This is a genomic window from Pseudomonas sp. NCIMB 10586 (assembly GCF_023127895.1).
GTDB lineage: Bacteria > Pseudomonadota > Gammaproteobacteria > Pseudomonadales > Pseudomonadaceae > Aquipseudomonas > Aquipseudomonas synxantha_A.
The window spans coordinates 26,906-46,829 of the sequence record NZ_SPKQ01000043.1 but is presented as its reverse complement, the minus strand read 5'-3'; the positions used below and the strand labels follow the sequence as shown (position 1 = coordinate 46,829).

The following is a 19,924-nucleotide window of genomic DNA, read 5'->3' as shown; positions in this document are numbered from 1 at the left end:
CAACCAGCTAAGACTTAGTCGGCCTAACAGAAAGGTAAATCAGAGCCCCGCATTAACACGGTTCCTCTGACGCAGATAACGCTTATCGAACCAGAATGGCTCGATATGCTCAACAAGGCGTGTCTGCGCCTGTGGGTGGCCCGCATTGATCAAGTAATTGGTCGCATGTGGAATCAACGCAGACGGCACCGGCAACAGCAGCTCCCCTCTTCCGTCCAACCACCTGCGAAGTCGGCTCGTTAGCCTGCCAAGCAACGGGGAACGCAGGTGAAGCACCCATCGACGCCCCTGGCGCAACGTCGATGCGGATCAACTGCAATGTAGAAGGAATATTCGCCAGGCTCAGGCGCATATGCGCCAGCACCTCCACCATTGCCAACGCAGGATGTTCAGCGGCGTAGATGACCGAACGTGGCAAGGTGTGCCGGCGACCGTCAGTATGATGACCACCAAAGCCGCTCAATCCTGGGAAAGCTGAAATACGCCACAACTGCATCAGAAGATGCCGTGCGCAGTGCGTCGGATGTGGGATTCTATCAAGCGTGCGCCAGAGTCCATCACCGACAACTGCATGGGCGAAATTGCAGGTTGGTCGGGCAAGTAATCAGCCGGAGTGTTCAACCATAACAACGCTGCAGCTTCGTCGCCACCGAACAACTCGACTGCCTCGGCGTACACCCGCGTCAAGCGCACCACTCGCTCGGATTCGGCTTCGCTGAAGCGTGTATTGCTGCTCAGTCGGTGCCGGATGGTGCTCTCTGGCGCTACCAGTGAGGACGATAACTTCAGCTTACTGGCGACACGTTTGTAGCTGTGGGTGGAAATACCATTGCCTACGATACGAACGGCATCAGACTCTGAGGTGAGCTTGATATCCAGCAGGCGCGCCATTCGCCCGAAGACGGTTTCCGCAGAGGTTTTGGGTTGCAATACAGCACTCATAAAAATCCCTCCATATGATCGAATTTATACGCCAAATGGCTGTTATCGTACATGGGCAAACCCAGGTAGCGCTCCCAGCAGGACGAGCGGTTTGACGCTGCCAGAATCAATGCTAGTCACGACGCTGAGAGGCTCCAAAAGGCGTCCCAAGGCCCCTTAGCTGTCGCCAGAACTGTTTGCGCTTGTGCCAGCCTCACAGCATCCAACTGCCAATCCGGCACTCTCAACCCACGGTTCCCCAACCCTATCGCCAACAACCGCCCCGCCTTGATCTCCCGACTGACCTGCTCCCGCGACTTACCCGCCAATCGCGCAAATTCTGGCACCGTCAAGTTAGTCGGCGCCTCATACGCCGCCAGCATCGCCAGACGCTCACGCTGAATATTCGAAACCACAGATTCAGCTTCCTTCACCGCCCCCTCCTCCACCGCAACCAGGCCCGCAGCAGCAACCGTGGCATCAGAGGACGCCACGACCTCTTTCGGTACAGCAGCTATGTCATAGACCAACGAAGCGCTAGCCGCACCTACCGCCTCCGGCAGTGAAGCCGTCCCCTCTAGCCGAATCGTCAGCGGTGAACTCGCTGCCTCATGCTTACTCTGTGCCCACAGATCCAACCGATTCGCCCAATCCTGCATCATAGTGCGGCGCTGCTCGATATATCTGGCGTGGTTATAGGTTGCACTGACCTGGTCTGGATCCGCATGGGAAAGCTGCGCATCAATCCAGTTTTTGGGGTAACCAATTTCATGCAGCGCTGTAGAAATGGTGGCGCGCATACCATGCCCTGTTAGCTGGTCAGCGTAGCCCATTCGGTGCAGGGCATTGTTCAAGGTGTTTTCGCTGATTCGCAGTTTTAAGTTGCTGCGATGCGAGAACAGAAACTTCTGTGCGGGCACGACCTGGTCAAGTAGATAGCGGACGATTTCAAGCGCCTGCACGGAGAGCGGGACGACGTAGGGCGGGATATCCCCGGCTGGGGTATTTCGCTTACGCATCTTTAGCTGGAGCTGCTTGACGACTTCCGGTGGAATGACCCACAGCTGTTTCTCCATGTCGAATTGGTCAGGGGTGGCGTAACGCAGTTCGCCTGTGCGAACACCGGTCAGCAGTAGCAGGCGCAAGCCCAGCTTGGTTTGAAGGTGGCCACCGTATTGCCGAATCGCCTTTAGCAGCTCAGGCAGTTGCTCCATCAGTAGATAAGGGTTGTTCGTCACCGGGGGTTTGGGCTGCGCGACAACGTCCAGGTCCGAGGCAGGATTGAGTTCCATACCTTCTACTTTCACCAGAGCATAACGAAAAAGTTGGTTGAACCAAGTGCGGCATTTTTCAGCCATGGTGAAAGCTCGGCGCTGCTCGATGGCACTAAGGATGGCCAGTAGATCGTGCCGAGTGATGCTTTTGATGGGGCGCTCAGCGAGGGTCGGCAAGATGTCTTTTTTGAAGACCCTAATAATTTGCGAGAGCGTGGTTTGGCGTCCTTCTTTCAAGCTCAGGCGACGGAAGTCGATCCAGTCGTTGTAGACCGCTTGAAAAGTGTACTTCTCTTTGGTCTCAACTTCACGGCGCTGCTGCTTACGGTGCTCGCAGGGGTTGATGTTTTGGGCCAGCAGCTTGCGCGCTTCATCACGACGTTCACGCGCCTGTTTCAGGCTGACTGCTGGGTAGCTGCCAAGGGACATGCTGGATTGCCGGCCAGCCCAGTAAAAACGGAACAACCATCGTTTTTTGCCAGCAGCCGTCACCATCAGGGACAGGCCGTCGAAATCACCGATGGTGTAGTTTTTATCGGCAGGTCGGGCGTGCCGAATTGCGATATCTGAGAGAGGCATGGCGAGCTCCTGTTAGAGAGTCAGCACCCGATGCTCATCTTGTGACCTGGGAGAATCCAGCAACAATGCGAATTCGAGTCTGTCCGTTAGACAGTACTTAAAACGATACTTAAACGTACCGGATTACCCTGGATTCCAGTGGCTTTCCGCAGCAACGAAAAGAGACGCCGAAGCGTCTATTTCGTGGATCCCAGCGCCCAGTGGACAGCTGCGGATCAAATTTTGGAGCGGGAAACGAGACTCGAACTCGCGACCCCGACCTTGGCAAGGTCGTGCTCTACCAACTGAGCTATTCCCGCTTGGTGATGCGCATTCTATAGAATCCTCAGCACCCGTCAACCCCTTGATTCAAAAAAGTTTTATTTCTTTTCAACCGTGGTTCGCAGATGAGGCCAGGCGGCGCGCAGGTATTGCAGCATGGACCACAGGGTCAGGCCGGCGGCGATGAGCAGCAAGGCGTAGCCGGTGAGTACCCAGAATGTGAAGTCCGACGGGTTGGCCAGCAGGATGACCAGCGCGAGCATCTGCGCGGCGGTTTTCCATTTGCCCATGTTGGAGACGGCGACGTGGGCGCGGGCGCCGATTTCGGCCATCCACTCGCGCAAGGCCGAGACGACGATCTCGCGGCCGATGATCACGGCGGCTGGCAGGGTCAGCCACAGGTTGCCGTGTTCCTGTACCAGCAGGACCAGGGCAACGGCCACCATGAGTTTATCGGCCACAGGATCGAGGAACGCGCCGAAGGGCGTGCTCTGCTCCAGGCGGCGTGCCAGGTAGCCGTCGAGCCAGTCGGTGGCGGCTGCGAAGGCGAATACCGAGCTGGAGGCGACGTAGCTCCATTCATACGGCAAATAGAACAACAGAATGAAAATCGGGATAAGCAGGACGCGTAGAACGGTAATCAGATTAGGGATATTCATCGGCACAACTGGCTACGAGGTGAGAAGGCATTCTATTCGCTGTGCAGGTTTGCATAAATCAGCTCAGCGAGCTTTTTACTGATACCGGGTGCTTTGGCTATCTCGTCAATGCTGGCACGGGACAGCTCCTGCAAGCCACCAAAATGTTTAAGCAAGTCGCGACGGCGGGTCGGGCCTACCCCCGCAACCCCTTCCAGGGTTGAGGTTCGCCGGGTTTTGCCACGGCGGGCGCGGTGGCCGGTAATGGCGAAACGGTGCGCTTCGTCGCGGATTTGTTGAATCAAGTGCAGTGCGGGTGAGTCGCCCTTCAAAGTGAACTCATGGGCGGCATCATTCAAGTACAACGTTTCAAAACCAGCCTTGCGCGTGGTGCCCTTGGCGACGCCGAGCAGGATCAGGTCGGGCACCGCCAGTTCGTTGAGCACGTCACGGGCCATGGACAACTGGCCCTTGCCGCCGTCTACCAGCAGGATATCGGGCAACTTGCCCTCCCCGTCCTTCAACTTGCTGAAACGCCGCGTGAGCGCCTGGTGCATGGCGGCGTAGTCATCGCCTGCGGTGACGCCTTCGATGTTGTAGCGCCGGTAGTCGGCCTTGATCGGCCCTTCCGGCCCGAATACCACGCAGGAGGCCACGGTGGCCTCGCCGCTGGAGTGGCTGATGTCGTAGCACTCCAGGCGCTGGGGCGGCTCGTCCAGGTTGAGGACTTCGGCCAGGGCGTCGAAGCGTGCGGCAACGTGCTGTCGATTGGCCAGGCGCGCGCTCAGGGCCTGTTCGGCGTTGGTCACGGCCAGTTGCTGCCAGCGGGCACGGGTGCCGCGTACGCGGTGGCTGATGTCCAGCTCGCGGCCGCGCAGCTCGTGAATCGCTTCGATCAAGGTGGGGAAGTCTTCATGCACCACGTTGACGATCAGCTCCGACGGCAGATCGCGCTCAGGGCTGCTGACGTAATAGTGGCCAAGGAACGCAGCCATGACCTCTGCCACGTCTTCGTCGATACCAGTCTGCGGAAAGAAGTTCTTGCTCCCCAACACCCGCCCGCCACGCACGCTGATCAGGTGCACACAGGCGCCGCCCGGGTTGACGAACGCGGCGATAACGTCGACGTCACCGGTGCCGCCTTCCATGCTTTGCTGGTCCTGGACGCGACGCAGCAGAGAGATCTGGTCACGTAGCTCGGCAGCCTTTTCGAAATCCAGGGTGCTGGCCGCCTGCTCCATGGCCCCGGACAGCTCATCAGTGAGCGCATTGCTGCGCCCTTCGAGGAACATCACCGAGTGGCGCACATCCTCGGCGTACTCTGCCGGCTCAACCAGGCCCACACAGGGCGCCTTGCAGCGCTTGATCTGGTATTGCAGGCACGGCCGCGTGCGGTTCTTGTAAAAGCTGTCTTCGCACTGGCGCACAAAAAAGGTTTTTTGCAGCAGGCTCAGGCTTTCACGGATCGCCCCAGCGCTGGGATAAGGCCCGAAGTACTTGCCCTTGAGCTTTTTAGCCCCGCGATGAATGCTCAGGCGCGGGAAGTTGCCATCCGATAAAAACACGTAAGGGTAGGATTTATCGTCACGCAGCAGGATGTTGTAGGGCGGCCGCCATTCCTTGATCAGCGTCTGCTCAAGCAGCAGCGCCTCGGTTTCATTGGCGGTAATGGTGGTTTCGACCTGGGCGATACGCGCCACCAGGGCGGCGGTTTTCGGCGCAAGGCCGGACTTGCGAAAATAACTCGCCAGCCGGTTCTTGAGGTTCTTGGCTTTGCCCACATACAGCAGGCGTGCCTCGCTGTCGAACATGCGGTACACGCCGGGGCGGCCACTGCAGGTCGAGAGAAAGGCACTTGGATCAAACGGCGTAGTCATGTCAGGCGCTGGCGTCCACCATGCCGTGGCGCACCGCGAGCAGGGTCAATTCAACATCACTGCTGATGGCGAGCTTCTCGAAGATGCGATAGCGGTAGGTATTGACGGTCTTGGGCGACAGGCACAGCTTGTCGGAGATCGACTGCACTTTCTGGCAACCGACGATCATCAAGGCGATCTGGATTTCCCGCTCCGACAGCGTATCAAACGGCGAATCGCTGGTGGGCTGGAAGGATTTGATCGCCAACTGTTGGGCGATCTGCGGGCTGATGTAACGCTGGCCGGCAAAGACCAGGCGAATGGCCTGCACCATCTCCGCCAAGCCCGCGCCTTTGGTCAGGTAGCCCGCAGCACCGGCCTGCAGGAGCCGCGTCGGAAACGGGTCTTCCTCGCACACCGTCACTACCACGACCTTGATGTCCGGGTGGCTGCGCAACAGCTTGGTCGTGGCACCAAGACCGCCGATCCCGGGCATCTTGACGTCCATCAACACCACATCGGGTTTCAATTCCCGAGCCTTGATCAGAGACTCCTCCCCTGACTCAGCCTGGCCGACTACTTGCAGGCCGTCGATGTCAGCCAGCATTCGTGTAATGCCTGTACGAACGAGATCATGATCATCGACTACTAGCACCCTAATCAAGCAGACACCTCGCGATATGGTCTTATAGATTGCTGAACACCTTAGCAAAAAAGCTGGGCGCAGACCTAGCCGCAAGCGTCATATATATGGAGTTTGCCTGCTCGGTAGTCGTCCACCGGCTGGCGGACGACCGGATTTATTGGGCAAAAGGTCAGGAATCCTGGGGCGCACGCCCGCCGTTTTCATATTTGCCTTGAGCGTTGGCTTCAACGCCTCCGATTTCACCAAAAACTTTTTGCGGCAGGCCGAGTCGCTCTCTTTCTTGCCTTAAACGCGAACCGATTCCACTCATTTGGATGCATGATCCCATTTTGCACACATCAAGAGGTGACACACTCATCTCTTCGTTGAACGAACTTGAGCGGTTTTGAACCATGCCCGGAATCCGCACCGCTGCACAAGCCAAGGCCTGGCTGGAACATCAAGGGAAGTCGGTTCCTGAATCAGTATGCGCTTATTAGGATTTTGTACAGGGTTTAGCGTACGCGACAGACACGCTCCATCCGCCAGAAACCATCCTCCTCGCCAACAATGCTGAACCCCATGCGTTGATAGAGCCTTCTGGCCGGATTGGTCTTGAACACGGTCAACCGCAACAGCCCCAGCGCCTGTGCCTTCAGCGCTATTTGCTCCAGCACCCAGGTGCCTGCGCCCTGCCCGCGATACGCCTGGAGCAAATGCAACTCGCGGATGTATAGAGCGCCACCATCACGGCTCAGGCTGATAAACCCCAACGTGTGGTCATCTCGGCAAATCAGCCAGTTTTCCCGACCGGCCCAGGCCGTGTCGAAGCCGGCATTGGACCAAATCAGTTGGTTTTGCACGTAGTAGCGGTTCATCGCCTGGTGGGTCAGGGCTCGCGCAAACGGCAGGTCCTGTTCTGTGGCAGCACGCAGGTGAAAAGCCATTTACACGGCCACCACTTGGCCCACCCAATGCTCGTCGTCGCGGCGGGCAATCACCAGCGCTTCGCCGACACCGGGCACCGCTGCAAGCAAACGGCCATCCGCGGCCCAGATCGCACTGCGACCTGCACAGGCCCAGCCACCCGAGGGGCCACCGTGGTTAGCCATCAGCACCAGCAGACGATGCTCCGCGGCATAGCCCTGCAGCAGCGCGCTGTCTTTTGCGTAGCCGCCTTCGCTGATCAGTACGCCTGCTGCGTAGACATTGGCGCCCGCTTGCGCCGCATGACGTGGATGACTGGCGTGGGAGAAGTCGGCGCAAACCGCCAGGGCAATACGGTCATTGCCCCATTGGAGTGCCTCACCACCCTGCCCGGCCGCAAACGCCACGTCTTCGCCTGGATGCAGATGCTGCTTGGTGTACACCGCCAGTGAGCCGTCGGCCCCCAGCACCAGGGCGCCAATCAAAACATCCGCTTGCGGGGCCAGTCGGATCGGCATACCCACCACTGCCGTCAGCTGCAACTCGCGCGCCATCTCGCGCAGGCGCGCCAACACTGGCGCATCGGGAGCGATGGCCAAGTCAGCGGCCAGCGTGGGTTCATAACCGGTCAAAGACAGCTCCGGAAACACCAGCAATTGCACACCCTGCTCTGCCGCAGCCTGCATGAACACCCGGTGCCGTGCGATATTGGCTTCAACGTCGCCGGCAATGGAAAGGGTTTGCGCCGCAGCAAGGGTCAAGGCAGTCATGGTCGCGTCCTGGCAATCATCGTTTATGAGCCACCAGCATAGCGACACTCACCCCATAGCCGTAAGTACCCTCAAGCAATAGAAATTACTGATTGAATCCACCCGTACGCCTCTAGTAAGCTCCCCCCATCATTTGGAGAGCCACCATGTTGCAACTCACCCATACTCAGGTTTGCCCTGCTGCCAGCGCCTTGCGCTCGGTGTCGGCTACCCGCGTGAACGGTTCGAGCGCACTGGCCGGCTTTTATTTTGGGTATTGGTTTAGCCACTGGCGCGCCTGATACCTGAAATCGGCGCCCACTACTCAAGGGGTCGCCTACCAGAGAAATCTAAACCCCCGGTCGGCTCCCCGACCGGGGGTTTTGTTTTTCAGCCGCTAACCATTTTGTTTGTTCAAGAACACTTAAAGGAATCACGCCATGAACTACGCCACTTATTACCGCTTCGACACTTGCACTGCATGGCGATTTAGCCAGCTCCGTTCGGGACAGCCTGCCGCCTCCGATCGGTCACCTATTGGTGGCAAACCAACCCACGTCGCCAGTACGGCCAATTGTCGAACACCCCAGTAGGCCAAGCGCGCGGGAACAACCCGCCGCTTGCCCAGGAAGCCTTGAATATGAACTCCTCCGTCGCCGCTTTGCCCGTCTGCACCCTCAACAGCGCCAATGAAGCCCTGACCCAGCGCCTGCCCAGCTCCCTTGAGCTGAAACACCAGCTGCCCCTCAGCCCGTTCCTCCATGAACAGATCCACGCGCATCGCCAGGCCGTGCGTGCCATCCTCAATGGCGAAGACTCGCGCTTACTGGTGATTGTCGGCCCGTGCTCGATCCACGATCCGCAATCGGCCATGGAATACGCACGCAACCTGAAGAAACTCGCGCTTGAAGTCAGCGACCAGATGCTGCTGGTGATCCGCGCCTACGTCGAAAAACCGCGTACCACCATCGGCTGGAAAGGCCTGGCCTACGACCCGCACCTGGACGGCAGCGATGACATGGCCGCCGGCCTGACCCTGTCCCGCGAACTGATGCGTGAAATGCTGCGCCTGGGCCTGCCAGTCGCCACCGAGCTGTTGCAACCCATGGCTGCCGGCTACTTCGATGACCTGCTCAGTTGGGTCGCCATCGGCGCACGCACCACCGAGTCGCAGATCCACCGCGAGATGGCCAGCGGCCTGGGCATGCCCGTAGGGTTCAAGAACGGCACCGACGGCGGCGTCGCGATTGCCTGTGATGCAATGCGCTCAGCGTCCCACCCGCATCGCCATTTCGGTGTCGACAGCCAAGGCCATCCCGCCATCATCCAGACGCCAGGCAACCCCGACACACACCTGGTACTGCGCGGCGGTCACCGTGGGCCAAACTACGATGTACAGAGCGTGGTCCAGGTGAAACATGACCTGGCCAAGGCCAAAGTGGCGGCGCGGATCATGGTCGATTGCAGCCACGCCAACAGCGGCAAGGACCCACTGCGCCAACCGGCAGTGTTCAATGACGTACTGGAGCAGCGCTTGCAGGGTGATACGTCGCTGATCGGCATGATGCTTGAGAGCCACTTGTTCGAAGGCTGTCAGCCGCTGAGCGCGTCAATGCAATACGGCGTGTCGGTAACCGATGGTTGCCTGGGTTGGGACGGAACCGAGCAGTTGCTGCGCAGTGCGGCCGAACGCCTGCGCGAATCTCACAAAACCAATTGACGGGTGCGGATCAACATGCGGCAGCAGCGTTGAAGCGAAGCTAGGCCCGGGCCACCCGCGCCCGGGACAACTCCCGTAGCCACGGCAGTACCCGCAGGCCATGGGCAGCCTCGGATGGGTCGACGATGTCCATGAAGTGTTCGAGGCTGACGTTGTCCGGCACGCCCGGCAGACGCACCCGCACCGCTGACGTCGCACCGGCAGGCTCGCCCAGGTCGATGTGCTCGTATACCAACACGTGGTGCACTGACTGCTGGAGCCCAATGGCATGGTCCAGCAACCCGGCATTGATGATGAGCGCATCGAAGGGTTCGGCTGGAATGGAGGTCAGAATCTGGACTTCTTCGAGCGTTTGCACCGGCACGATCCGGTAATACCCCAACTGGTTGAGCATTTTCTCGATGTACAGGCGTTGCAGATGCTGTTCATCGGCAATCAGGATGGTCAGTGCTTTGTTTGGCATGGCAAACCCCTGGGGCAGGCAGTGCTCGGCAGTGAGCGTCGCCCATTTTCCAGACATATGCCGACGACAAAATCAGGCATTTTCCCCGTTTACGTAAGAGTTTTCCCAAATCGCCTGAATGGTGATCAACCGCGGTCAAGGCCGATTGCAATACGCGTTCAAGCCTTGCTGCAAAATACCAATCGCTTCACTGACGCCATCAACCGCAGGGCCCAATGCCAGGCGGTCCCGCTGTTCACACACCGCCTCCAATGTTTCACAACACGCGACCAACCCCTGCGCCTTTACCATCCGTGCGCCACCCTTGGCGCGATGGGCCAGGTCGTGCAGCTTGGCAAAGTCGGCCTGGCTTGACAGCTGTGAGAGCAAGGCACGGTCCGTTTCCAGGCTGTCGAGCAACGGCACCAGCAACTCGATAAGCGCGGGGCGATCATCCCCCGTCAATGCGACCAGGGTGCTCAAGTCAAACGCCTGCATTTGTGGCGGGCCCAACTCGGCTGAACGCGAAGCCAATGCCGAGCGCAAGTCGTCCAGCCCGGTGGGTTTGAACAGGCAGCCGTCCATGCCGGCTTGCCGACAGCGCTCGGTTTCCTCCGGCTGGGCGTTGGCGGTGAACCCCAACAGCAGGCAAGGTGCCTGACCCCGTTCACGTTCTTGCGCACGAATCTCGCGCGCCAACTGGTAGCCATTCTTGAACGGCATATTGCAATCGGTGATCACACCGTCGAATTGTCCCGCCCGCCACTGCTCAAACCCTTGGACGCCATCTTCGGCCGTAGTGATCTGGTGGCCCAGGAAGGTCAACTGGCGCGCCAGCAGCAAGCGGTTGGCCGGGTAATCATCCACCACCAGGATGCGCAGTGCGCGGCCCTCTGGCACGGCATCAGCAGTGTGTGCGGCATGGGTCGGCAAGCTGTCCGTCAGGGCCAGCGCCAGTGTCACATCCACCCGGGTGCCCTGCCCCAACACGCTGCTCAAGTGCAACTGGCCGCCCATCATTTCGCACAAGCTGCGGCTGATCACCAACCCCAGGCCAGAACCGCTGCGGGCCGACTGCTGGTTATTGCTGCCCTGGATAAACAGGCTGAACAATCGCTGCTGATCTTTGACGCTGATCCCAATGCCGGTGTCTTGCACCCATAGCTGCACATTCAACCGGTCGCCCTCGACTAGCGCCCGCGCCCCGAGGCTTACCTGGCCGCTGGCGGTAAACTTGATGGCATTGCTCAACAGGTTCGACACCACCTGTTTGAAGCGTAGCGGGTCGACCAGCACCGTCCGCTCAACCAAGGACTCCAGCTGGACTTGCAGCGCCACCCCCTTGGCTCGCGCCAATCCCTCGAACACGCGCGCCACCGATGCCAACAGCTCACGCAGATTGGCCGGCTCCAGGGTCAGCGACAAATGCCCGGACTCGATCCGCGCGATATCGAGAATGTCGCCAATCAACTCCAGCATGCCGCGCGATGCCACGGATGCCACTTCCAAGGCATCCCGGTCGGCCCGCCCCTGTTCGGCATTTTTCAAGGCCAACTCGATCATGCCGATCACGGCGTTCATTGGCGTGCGGATTTCGTGGCTCATGGTCGCCAGGAAGGTAGTCTTGGCGCGGTTAGCGGCGTCGGCATCGTCCTTGGCTTCCTGCAATTGGCCCAGCAAGCGATGACGCTCGCTGACGTCCACCCAACCGGCAATCATGCCCACCACCTTCTCGTCGCCGTCGCGATACGGCAGCATCCATTGGTAAATGGTCAGCACGTCGCCGTTGGGTACCTTGAGTATCCGGTCATGAATCTGCGGCTCGCCGGCGGCCATCAAGCGCAGGTAATCCTCATGAAACGACTGGGCCTGTGGAGGATTGTTGACGTCGGTTTCCATCACCGTCTTGCCGATCACGTCTTCAAGCTTGTAACCAAACACATCGAGGTACGCATTGTTACAGGCCATCAACCGACCCTGGCGGTCGCGTACATAAATCGGATGCGGGGTGCCGTCGATCAATACGCTCATGAACCGCATCTGATCGCTGAGCGCCCGCTCGGCCTGCACGCGCTTACGAATCAGGCTGCGCAAGTAGATGATCCAACCCAGCGTGACCACCAACAACAGTGCGGCCAACCCGAAGCCCTGAATGATCACGTTGCGATAACGCAGCCAGTAGCTGTCCTCGATGATGACTTCGCTGCGCCATTGGCCAATCAATTCATCCATTTCCTGCGGTGTGATGCTCAGCAGTGCCTTGTCCAGGATCGAATACAGCTCCAACTGACTGCGGTTGACCCCGAAGGTCACGCGCGCCGGTTCAGTGCCGACCGTACTGGTGATACGCAAGCGGTCTCGGTAATGCCGGGTGATCAGATAGCGCGCACTGATCAGCGAGTTCACGGCGCCCTCGGCGTCGCCATTGGCCACCAGCGCCATGGCTTGCAGCGGGTTTTCAACGTCGATAAACGCAACCCCTGGAAAGTTTTGCGCTATCTCATCATGCAGGCCATTGCCGGTCACCATGGCCAGGCGTTTGCCAACCATATCCTCCAGCGTGAGCGGGCTATCAGGGCTGTCGCGGGTCACCAGCACAAACGGGCTGGTCAGGTAGGGCCGAGTAAAGCGCACTTTGTCGGCACGTTCCGTACTGGGGGTAACCACCGCCAGCATATCCGCCGTGCCCGCACTGACAATATTGACCTGGCGCGGCAACGAACTGCCCGGGACCACATCGAACTTCAAACCGGTACGCAAGCTGATGCGCGACAACACCTCCGCACTCAGCCCTTCGAATTGCCCCTTGTCACCGATAAAAGACAATGGCAGAAAGTCGTTTAGCACCGCGACTCTGACCCGTGGATTTTTCTGCACCCAGCGTTGTTCATTGGCACTCAAGTGCAGCCGGTCGATGCCCACGATGCCCAGGTTGCCACCGCTCCAGCGGCGCAGGATTTCCATGTGCTCACTGGCGGGAATGGCCTCCAGCGCCGCATTGATGATCTGCAGCAGCCGCGTATTGTCCCGGGTGACGGCAAACGCAAACGGGTTGACCTCCAGGGTGGAAAAATCAGCCATGCGTACATTGTTCAGGTGGTTGCGATTGATCAGGTAATTGCTGCTGATGGCATCGCCCAGGTATACATCGGCGCGACCAAACGCCACGGCGCCAATGGCCTCGAAGGTCGAGGCAAAAAGCTCCAACTGTGCACGGGGGTAAAATGCCCGGACAGCGTCGGGCTGCATATAGTGATACAGCATTGCCACCCGCTTGCCTGCCAGGTCGTCACTCAACGCTTGGCTGTCACCGCTGCGAGTCACCAGGGTCGGTTGATCGTTGGCGTAGGAACGAGACAACTGCAATTGCTTGTCGGCAGCCTCATAGCCATTGGCGGAACCGAGAAAATCCACGTCACCCTGCTTCAGGGCCTGGACCACATCATCACGGGTTTCGTAACGCCGAACCTCGATGGAGATATGCAGGGCCTGGCCAATCAGCGCGGCAAAGTCGGCCGTGATACCTTCGAGTTCGTCGTTGTTATTGGTCAGGTCAAAAGGCACGTAATCGGGGGCAGAAATCCCCATGACCAATGTGCGCCGCTCGCGTAGCCAGCGCCAATCAGCCTCGGTCATCTCTACTTTGGGGATTTCGAGGTGGGAGTGCCCCAACAGTTGCAAAGCCTGGGGCTCTTCAAAGGCCACCGCGATCAGGGGTAATAGGCTCATCCAAAGGATCGCGACGAACCTGGTCAACGCGGTGGTGATCATTTGCAGCTCAGATCAGATGGTTGCGCTGGGCAAACTTGGACAAATGCACCACCGAGGACATACGTAACTTCTCCTTGAGTCGAGTCTTGTAGGTGCTGATGGTCTTGTGGCTCAGCAGCATTTTCGCGGCCACTTCCTTATTGCCCAGCCCCAGGGCCAGCATCTGCAATACGGTCAATTCACGGTCCGACAATGACTCGATCATTTGTCGTTCCGTTTCCTGCAGGTCATCACGGCGTACCGAACTGGTCGGCAAACTGGGGAAGCAGCTGTAGCCCGACCTGATCGCCCTGATGGCTTTGATCAACTCGTCCAACTCCCCGGTCTTGGCCACGAACCCCATCGCTCCGGCACGCATACAGCGGGTAGAAAAGAACACCGCCATGTAAGAGGTGAGCACCAGAATCTTGCACGGCAGGGCCAGTGCCTTGACCCGGCTGATAACCTCCAACCCACCCAGTTTCGGCAGCGCAAGGTCGAGAATGATCAGCTCGGGACGTTGCTCCCTGGCCAACTGCATTGCATCTGCCCCATCACCTGCTTGGTAGATTTCAGTAAACCCTTCCGATTTCAGAAGGTGTTTGACCGTCGCGCAGATAAATGGATGGTCATCCACAATTAATGCTTTGCTCATAAAACTTCCCTATGTGGACAAAATACCCTTACACATAACACCGGGACTGGATACCTGTGAGAAATGACAGTTCCGACGAGCGGCACTGCATACCCTCATGGCGATAACCAGGCGATGTCTGGCCCCTTCAATTAACTCAGCATAACCACGGACGCCGGACCACAACGACCCAACAGCCGCAAGTGCCCAACCTTACCAACGCCAAGATGTTTCAATTGAAGGGATATTCCGGACTATATGTAGGATTTTTCCACAACCAAGCTTAGCCAATCCTGGCGTGCCCAGAGGGATCAGTCGGTGGTACTCGGGCTCCAGAAGGCCTGTACCACCAGGGTTGACGTGGAGATGCGCGTCACCAGTGCATCCAGCTCATCGCCATCGACCGACGTTGCGGCCAGAGTGGCCTCGATTTCCACTTCTTCACTGCCGAATGGTCGCACGTCGACATCGCTGGCCGGGTAGTTACAGCGCGCCAACTCGGCTTCCAACAGGACCATCACTGCCTGTTGCTGGCTGCGCCGCGCAATCACGTAAAGGATGTTGGTGACCTCTGCCGATACCACGTCCAGTGGCTGACGGTTGATGTTGTTGACGATCGGTCGCAGCAAGGTATTGGCCGCCAGCACAAACAGCGTGCCCAGCAATGCCTCAAGGATCAGGTCGGCACCGGCACAGGCGCCCACCGCCGCCGAAGCCCACAGGGTGGCCGCCGTATTGAGGCCGCGCACGTTGCCTTCTTCACGCATGATCACACCGGCCCCCAGGAAGCCGATGCCCGACACCACGTAAGCGACTACACGCACAGCGCCTTCCGCACCACCGAGGCGGTTGGCCATGTCGACAAAAATCGCCGCGCCCACCGCCACCAGCACATTGGTACGCAAGCCCGCGGTGCGCTGGCGGTACTGGCGCTCGAAGCCGATCAAACCACCCAGAATAAACGCCGCGCTGAGGCTGACCACGGTATCGATCAGGGAGTTGAGGTTGATGTTGTTGATTGCCTGCATAAAAAATCTCCATGAATACAGCGGCAAATTGGAAGCACCGCAGGTCCCTGTGGGAGCTGGCTTGCCTGCGATAGCGGCGCGTCAGCCAATGAATCAGGCGACTGATACACCGTCATCGCGGGCAAGCCCGGCTCCCACAGTTTTTGCGGTGTTGCATAAAACGTATTACTGCCAGCCAAACTTGCGGATGTAGTAGCCCTTCACCGCTTGGATCAGCGCCATGTACGCCAGCAAAATCGCGGGCAAAAATACGAAGTACAGCGACGCCAGCGCCTGCAATGTGAAGTAGTGCGCCAGGCTGGGCGGTACTTCGCGGCTGACACTGGCGTCAGTCACAGTCTCAAGCATCTCCAGGCGGAGAAAATGGCCCGCCGGCCGTAAAAGGCAGGCGCGTCCGTAGCATCCAGGCGTTACCCCGGTGCTGGTCAGCGTCGATGAGAGGGATTCAGGCAGGCGCCAGGACGGGCCACTGCCGGGATACCGCTTCTCGCTTTGTGAGGCGAGACAACGGCATCTGGAAAATGCGCGTTACCTTGCCAAGTAGATGCCGGTTACCGAAACCGGCCGACGACTGTCACTCGAACAAGTACCCACTGAGGGTCTCCGCTATTAATGAAAACGCGCGAAGCTTACGCCCCGATGGTGGCCGAGTAAACCGTAGGAAGGTGCCCACATGGAGAACACGAAAATTCTTCAGGATGGGTTCAGGAATGCCTTTCTCAACCCCATCTGCCAGCAAATGTGGGAGGGGGCTTGCTCCCGAAGAGGTGTGTCAGCTACGCATTCACTGCCTGACACACTGAATTCGCAGATACGCCCCAGCTATGGGCCAGGTGCTGTGCTTTCATTCATGAGCTTGCCTGCTATCGGCCGGCGCTTGGACACGATCTTCGAGACTGTAATCGCGCACTACCTGAGCAATACGCAGGTGGTAGTCAGCAAAAACCTGCCGACGGCCTGCTGATTGAGCTGCTCGATGTAGCTCAAGGCTGCGCCACTGCTGGATTGCTTCCTCGTCACGCCAGAATGATAGCGACAGCAGTTTTCCAGGTTCACTCAGGCTCTGGAAACGCTCAACTGAAATGAAACCATCGATTTGAGCCAGCAGGGGCTTGAGTTCGGCAGCGAGGTCGAGATAACGCTGGTAGTGCTCCTCGTGCGGCCAGGCTTCAAAAATAACAGCGATCATTGTTGAGTCTCCTCATCACGCCAGAACTGTGGGATACGGCCATTCAGGGAAGGCAAATAACGCCAGCGATAATCACGGGCAGAAGCGTTGGGCTGTCGATGCAAGAATGCCGAAATCACTTCTGAGGCAATAGCCAATGCCAAGGGTTGGCCTGGACATTGATGTCTGCCTGAGCCGAAGCTGAAGGTTCGTCGTCGCGCCCGCTTGAGCAAGAAGCTGTCGGGGTCTGGGTTGGCGCAGGGGTCTCGGTTGGCAGCAGCGAGCAATAATAAAATGGTATCGCCCGCCTCTAAAACGCTGTCGCCAATCTTGCATCGCCTGGCAACAAACCGCCGAGTGTTTTGTACCGGTGAATCGTGGCGCGCGACCTCTGCCACCCACCCAGCGACAAGCGTCGGTGTGGCTTGCATGCCTTCAAACAGCTCAGGCTTACGTTGGAGCGCTATAAGGGTGTTGCCGATCAGCCCGGCGGTGGCTTCGCAGGTCTGTGACAATAGCCCGATCAGATTCGCGATCAATGCATCATCGTCTTCCCAGGCTGAAGCGTCGTAATCGCTATAAAGACGGCCCAACACACCACTACCTTTATCATCGTTACTCAGCAGCGTTTGGAACATTTGGCTCAGCCGTGCCGCCGCGCAATGGGCTTTACCGAGTTGAGCCTCGTCACTTAACGGCGACAGACAGGCAACAAAATCCCGTGTCAGCGGCACGACTTCCTTTAGCTGGCTGGATGTGAAACCTATCAAGGATGCAATGACCGAAACCGGCAACGTGAACATCCACTCATTCGGGTTATCGCCCGAGATATCAAATGTCTCGACGACCTGCGCCACGAGGCCTGCGATGTTTTGCGTGCCCATCGAGGCCAGGATGGGCTCGATAACCCTGCGCGGGCACTGATGTTGCGTCCCCTCGTTCATGCGCATCAAACGACCGAAAACGTGACCTGCGGCGCCTTGCGCAAGGGCAGTTGGAATCGGCTCGTGCAGTGGACGTACAAGGCAGTCGGGATGTTCCAGAATGGCCTCGACAACGCCGGCGCCACTGGCAATCCATACACCAAGATCTGCATCGAACAACAGTTCCCTTTGCTGCCTGAGGCATGAGTAATAAACGTAGGGATCGACATGAGTAGCGGCTTCAAACGGCGTCATTTTGGCAGTCCTTTTCACAAAGAACGGCTACTATCGAGCAATCGTCCCCCCCACAATTCGCTCAGGAACGAAATATGGATTCCCAAAGCAATGACACTGCTATTTCCCGTGTCGCAGGCGCCATTGCGGAGCCCGCGAGGACGAAAATGCTTTGTTCGCTGATGGACGGTCACGCCCGTACCAGCACCGAATTGGCAGTCATCGCCGATGTCAGTGCATCCACGGCGAGCGCGCACTTGGCAAGGCTCAAAGAGGACGGTTTGATAAAACTGCACACGCAGGGCAGGCACCGCTACTTCAGCCTGGCAGACGCGCACGTGGCCCAAGCTATTGAAGCTCTCATGGTGATCAGCCGAAACGCGCAGACCCAGTTCGTTTCGACGGCCCCCGGTCGATTGCAGTTGGCGCGGACCTGTTATGACCACATGGCAGGATCCCTGGCTGTACAACTGCACGACTATTTCATCGACGCCGGCTGGTTGAGCATGCCGGTCGCTGGTGACGGTACTTATCAGCTTAGCGTGGAGGGCGAAAAAGCGATGACGGGGCTCGGTGTCGAGATAGAAACCGTAAGGGCGCAGCGACGTCGTTTCGCTTGCTCATGCCTGGATTGGAGCATGCGCCGCCCTCACCTCGCCGGCGCACTGGGGGCCGCTGTTCTACAAGCCGTTATAAGCCGCAAATGGGTGATCCAGGACCTTGATAGTCGAGCATTGGCCTTGACGCCCAAGGGGCGAAAGGAGCTGTACGGCAGATTTGGGATCACGGTTGAAAGCAAGGAGCTGGAGAAATCAGGCGCCGCCTCCATATGAGGCCATATTCAATCTCTTCAATCATCCCGCGTCAGCACTTCCAGCAATTCAATCTCGAAACGCAGGTTGCTGTTTGGCTTGATATGCACGCCCATCGAGCGTTCGCCATAGGCCAGGTGCGCCGGTACGTACAAGGTGCGCAGGCCGCCAACCTGCATGCCCATCAAGCCCTGGTCCCAACCCTTGATCACGCGACCGGTACCGATAACACACTGGAACGGTTTGCCCCGCTCCCAAGACGAATCGAACACCGTGCCATCTTCCAGGGTGCCGGTGTATTGGGTGGTGATCAGCGCGCCCTTGACCACGGTTTTGCCGGTGCCCAGGCGGATGTCAGTGACTTGCAGTTCGTCGTTGCTCATGGGGGGCTCATTGAAGGGTGAAAGGCTGGGGTTTTCCCAGATTCGGCTGGGTTTGGCAAGCGTAGGAACAGTCGGAACAATGACATTTCCCTTTAACTTGCAGGACGCTTCCGAGAGAATCCCAACCGCTTGCGCCGTTCGAATCACGTGGCTAGTCTTCGTCGGTCACTGCCAATTAGATAGCCGTCCGCTGTCAGGCTGCCAACAGCCTCGCCACAGAACCAGCGCCGTACCGCAATCTACTGTGGGAGGGGGCTTGCCCCCGATGGCGGCGCATCAGCCCCTGCATCATTGACTGACACCCTGCTATCGGGAGCAAGCCCCCTCCCACATATTGATTTGCGTGCAGCCCCGGTTTCTACAACCAATGCCAGAACCGGCTCCAGAAGCCTCGCCCCAACTCATCCTTGCACCCGGCATATTGCCGCGCATACATCTGCGAACGCGCCTGCACCTTGCTCGCCACCGGTAGCAACCAGGCTTTGCTGGCGTAGGTGCGCTGGCGGTAGCCGCCCCAACCTTCGTGGTAGTTCAGGTATTGACCATAGGCGTCGTATTTGTAGACGCCATTGATGGTGTAAGTCTTGTCCATGTACCAGCCGATAAAATCGATGGCGTCGTCGAAGTCTTCGCGATCAGCGCCGCTGCGGCCGGTGGCTTTGCGGTAGTCGTTCCACACTTCATCCTTGGCTTGGGCGTAGCCCGCAGCGGTGGACACTCGGCCCCAGGGGATGATCCACAACAGGTATTTACGCGGGGTCTTGGCGTCGTAGCGAAAGCCCGACTCCTGATACATGATCGCAAACGGCACCTGGATCGGCACGCCCCAGCGCTTTTGCGTGACCTTGGCGGCGTCGTACCAGTCATCTTTTTCGCGAAAGATGCCGCACAGGTCATTGGGCGTGCGTGGCGGCGAGGTGCCACACGCCGCCAACAGAGAAGTGAGTAATAACAGTCCAACGGCTTTGCCTGCGCTCAAGGGGCACCTTTGCGGGATACG

19 protein-coding genes, 1 tRNA gene and 2 pseudogenes are annotated in these 19,924 nt (G+C 58.5%); 3 read left to right on the top strand and 19 right to left on the bottom strand.

Translation table 11 applies throughout. The features are described 5' to 3' along the window. Positions 1 to 109 precede the first annotated feature (109 nt). The 8 genes and pseudogenes from E4P01_RS19150 to E4P01_RS19115 form a co-directional block, all read right to left on the bottom strand. Positions 110 to 496 (bottom strand): RES family NAD+ phosphorylase, encoded by a 387-nt coding sequence (locus tag E4P01_RS19150; protein WP_216091044.1) that lies wholly within the window; start codon positions 494 to 496, stop codon positions 110 to 112. Beyond that, positions 496 to 942: an antitoxin Xre/MbcA/ParS toxin-binding domain-containing protein gene (locus E4P01_RS19145; protein ID WP_216091043.1), complete on the bottom strand. Its 447-nt coding sequence runs from the start codon at positions 940 to 942 to the stop codon at positions 496 to 498. Before E4P01_RS19145 ends, E4P01_RS19150 begins: the two co-directional genes overlap by 1 nt. Positions 943 to 1,058: 116 nt before the next feature. Further along, entirely contained in the window at positions 1,059 to 2,774 is a 1,716-nt protein-coding gene (locus E4P01_RS19140) for an integrase arm-type DNA-binding domain-containing protein (protein ID WP_060767500.1), read from the bottom strand. Positions 2,775 to 2,997: 223 nt separating this feature from the next. Then, a tRNA-Gly gene (locus tag E4P01_RS19135) sits at positions 2,998 to 3,073 on the bottom strand. A gap of 60 nt (positions 3,074 to 3,133) precedes the next feature. Beyond that, positions 3,134 to 3,694, bottom strand: coding sequence for a CDP-diacylglycerol--glycerol-3-phosphate 3-phosphatidyltransferase (gene pgsA / locus E4P01_RS19130; protein ID WP_044273195.1), 561 nt, complete (start codon positions 3,692 to 3,694; stop codon positions 3,134 to 3,136). A gap of 32 nt (positions 3,695 to 3,726) precedes the next feature. Further along, positions 3,727 to 5,550 (bottom strand): excinuclease ABC subunit UvrC, encoded by a 1,824-nt coding sequence (uvrC, locus tag E4P01_RS19125; RefSeq protein ID WP_216091042.1) that lies wholly within the window; start codon positions 5,548 to 5,550, stop codon positions 3,727 to 3,729. Between the two features lies 1 nt (position 5,551). Further along, positions 5,552 to 6,193, bottom strand: a complete 642-nt coding sequence (uvrY, locus tag E4P01_RS19120; RefSeq protein WP_005786991.1) for a UvrY/SirA/GacA family response regulator transcription factor — start codon at positions 6,191 to 6,193, stop codon at positions 5,552 to 5,554. 160 nt (positions 6,194 to 6,353) lie between these two features. After that, a pseudogene (locus tag E4P01_RS19115) lies at positions 6,354 to 6,485 on the bottom strand (transcriptional regulator); the annotation flags it as partial. Between the two features lie 82 nt (positions 6,486 to 6,567). On the opposite strand from E4P01_RS19115, the pseudogene E4P01_RS19110 reads away from it, so the two are divergent. Next, a pseudogene (locus E4P01_RS19110) lies at positions 6,568 to 6,630 on the top strand (DNA-binding protein); the annotation flags it as partial. Positions 6,631 to 6,669: 39 nt separating this feature from the next. Here the strand turns inward: E4P01_RS19110 and E4P01_RS19105 are convergent. After that, positions 6,670 to 7,101 (bottom strand): GNAT family N-acetyltransferase, encoded by a 432-nt coding sequence (locus E4P01_RS19105; protein WP_216091041.1) that lies wholly within the window; start codon positions 7,099 to 7,101, stop codon positions 6,670 to 6,672. After that, positions 7,102 to 7,851 carry a carbon-nitrogen hydrolase family protein gene (locus E4P01_RS19100; protein ID WP_216091040.1) on the bottom strand — a complete coding sequence of 250 codons (750 nt, stop codon included), beginning with the start codon at positions 7,849 to 7,851 and terminating at the stop codon, positions 7,102 to 7,104. A gap of 619 nt (positions 7,852 to 8,470) precedes the next feature. Between E4P01_RS19100 and E4P01_RS19095 the strand changes: the two genes are divergently transcribed. Next, a complete protein-coding gene (locus E4P01_RS19095; RefSeq protein WP_216091039.1) occupies positions 8,471 to 9,550 on the top strand; it encodes a 3-deoxy-7-phosphoheptulonate synthase in 1,080 nt (359 codons plus the stop codon). A gap of 40 nt (positions 9,551 to 9,590) precedes the next feature. On the opposite strand, the gene E4P01_RS19090 is transcribed toward E4P01_RS19095, so the two are convergent. The 7 genes from E4P01_RS19090 to E4P01_RS19060 all read right to left on the bottom strand — a co-directional run bounded on the left by E4P01_RS19090 (position 9,591) and on the right by E4P01_RS19060 (position 17,750). Further along, positions 9,591 to 10,013: a chemotaxis protein CheY gene (locus E4P01_RS19090; RefSeq protein ID WP_216091038.1), complete on the bottom strand. Its 423-nt coding sequence runs from the start codon at positions 10,011 to 10,013 to the stop codon at positions 9,591 to 9,593. 135 nt (positions 10,014 to 10,148) lie between these two features. Beyond that, the gene (locus E4P01_RS19085) at positions 10,149 to 13,721 is read right to left on the bottom strand and encodes a transporter substrate-binding domain-containing protein (RefSeq protein ID WP_248130110.1); all 3,573 of its coding nucleotides are present in this window, start codon (positions 13,719 to 13,721) and stop codon (positions 10,149 to 10,151) included. A 49-nt stretch (positions 13,722 to 13,770) separates the two neighbouring features. Next, entirely contained in the window at positions 13,771 to 14,397 is a 627-nt protein-coding gene (locus E4P01_RS19080; protein ID WP_032876719.1) for a response regulator transcription factor, read from the bottom strand. Between the two features lie 290 nt (positions 14,398 to 14,687). After that, on the bottom strand, positions 14,688 to 15,404 hold the full coding sequence (locus E4P01_RS19075; protein ID WP_005786976.1) for an MgtC/SapB family protein: 717 nt from the start codon (positions 15,402 to 15,404) through the stop codon (positions 14,688 to 14,690). 165 nt (positions 15,405 to 15,569) lie between these two features. Then, a complete protein-coding gene (locus E4P01_RS19070) occupies positions 15,570 to 15,740 on the bottom strand; it encodes a hypothetical protein (protein WP_216092241.1) in 171 nt (56 codons plus the stop codon). Positions 15,741 to 16,248: 508 nt separating this feature from the next. Then, positions 16,249 to 16,593 carry an antibiotic biosynthesis monooxygenase gene (locus E4P01_RS19065; protein WP_032876723.1) on the bottom strand — a complete coding sequence of 115 codons (345 nt, stop codon included), beginning with the start codon at positions 16,591 to 16,593 and terminating at the stop codon, positions 16,249 to 16,251. Next, positions 16,590 to 17,750, bottom strand: coding sequence for a cytochrome P450 (locus E4P01_RS19060; protein ID WP_216091036.1), 1,161 nt, complete (start codon positions 17,748 to 17,750; stop codon positions 16,590 to 16,592). Before E4P01_RS19060 ends, E4P01_RS19065 begins: the two co-directional genes overlap by 4 nt. Positions 17,751 to 17,824: 74 nt before the next feature. Here E4P01_RS19060 and E4P01_RS19055 point away from each other — a divergent pair, with 74 nt between their 5' ends. Continuing rightward, complete coding sequence (locus E4P01_RS19055) at positions 17,825 to 18,562, top strand: helix-turn-helix transcriptional regulator (protein WP_078820870.1); 738 nt, start codon at positions 17,825 to 17,827, stop codon at positions 18,560 to 18,562. Between the two features lie 17 nt (positions 18,563 to 18,579). Here the strand turns inward: E4P01_RS19055 and E4P01_RS19050 are convergent, their stop codons facing one another. Continuing rightward, positions 18,580 to 18,924, bottom strand: a complete 345-nt coding sequence (locus tag E4P01_RS19050) for an FKBP-type peptidyl-prolyl cis-trans isomerase (RefSeq protein WP_078820869.1) — start codon at positions 18,922 to 18,924, stop codon at positions 18,580 to 18,582. Positions 18,925 to 19,282: 358 nt separating this feature from the next. Beyond that, a complete protein-coding gene (locus tag E4P01_RS19045; protein WP_032876738.1) occupies positions 19,283 to 19,903 on the bottom strand; it encodes a lipoprotein in 621 nt (206 codons plus the stop codon). Between the last annotated feature and the right edge of the window lie 21 nt (positions 19,904 to 19,924).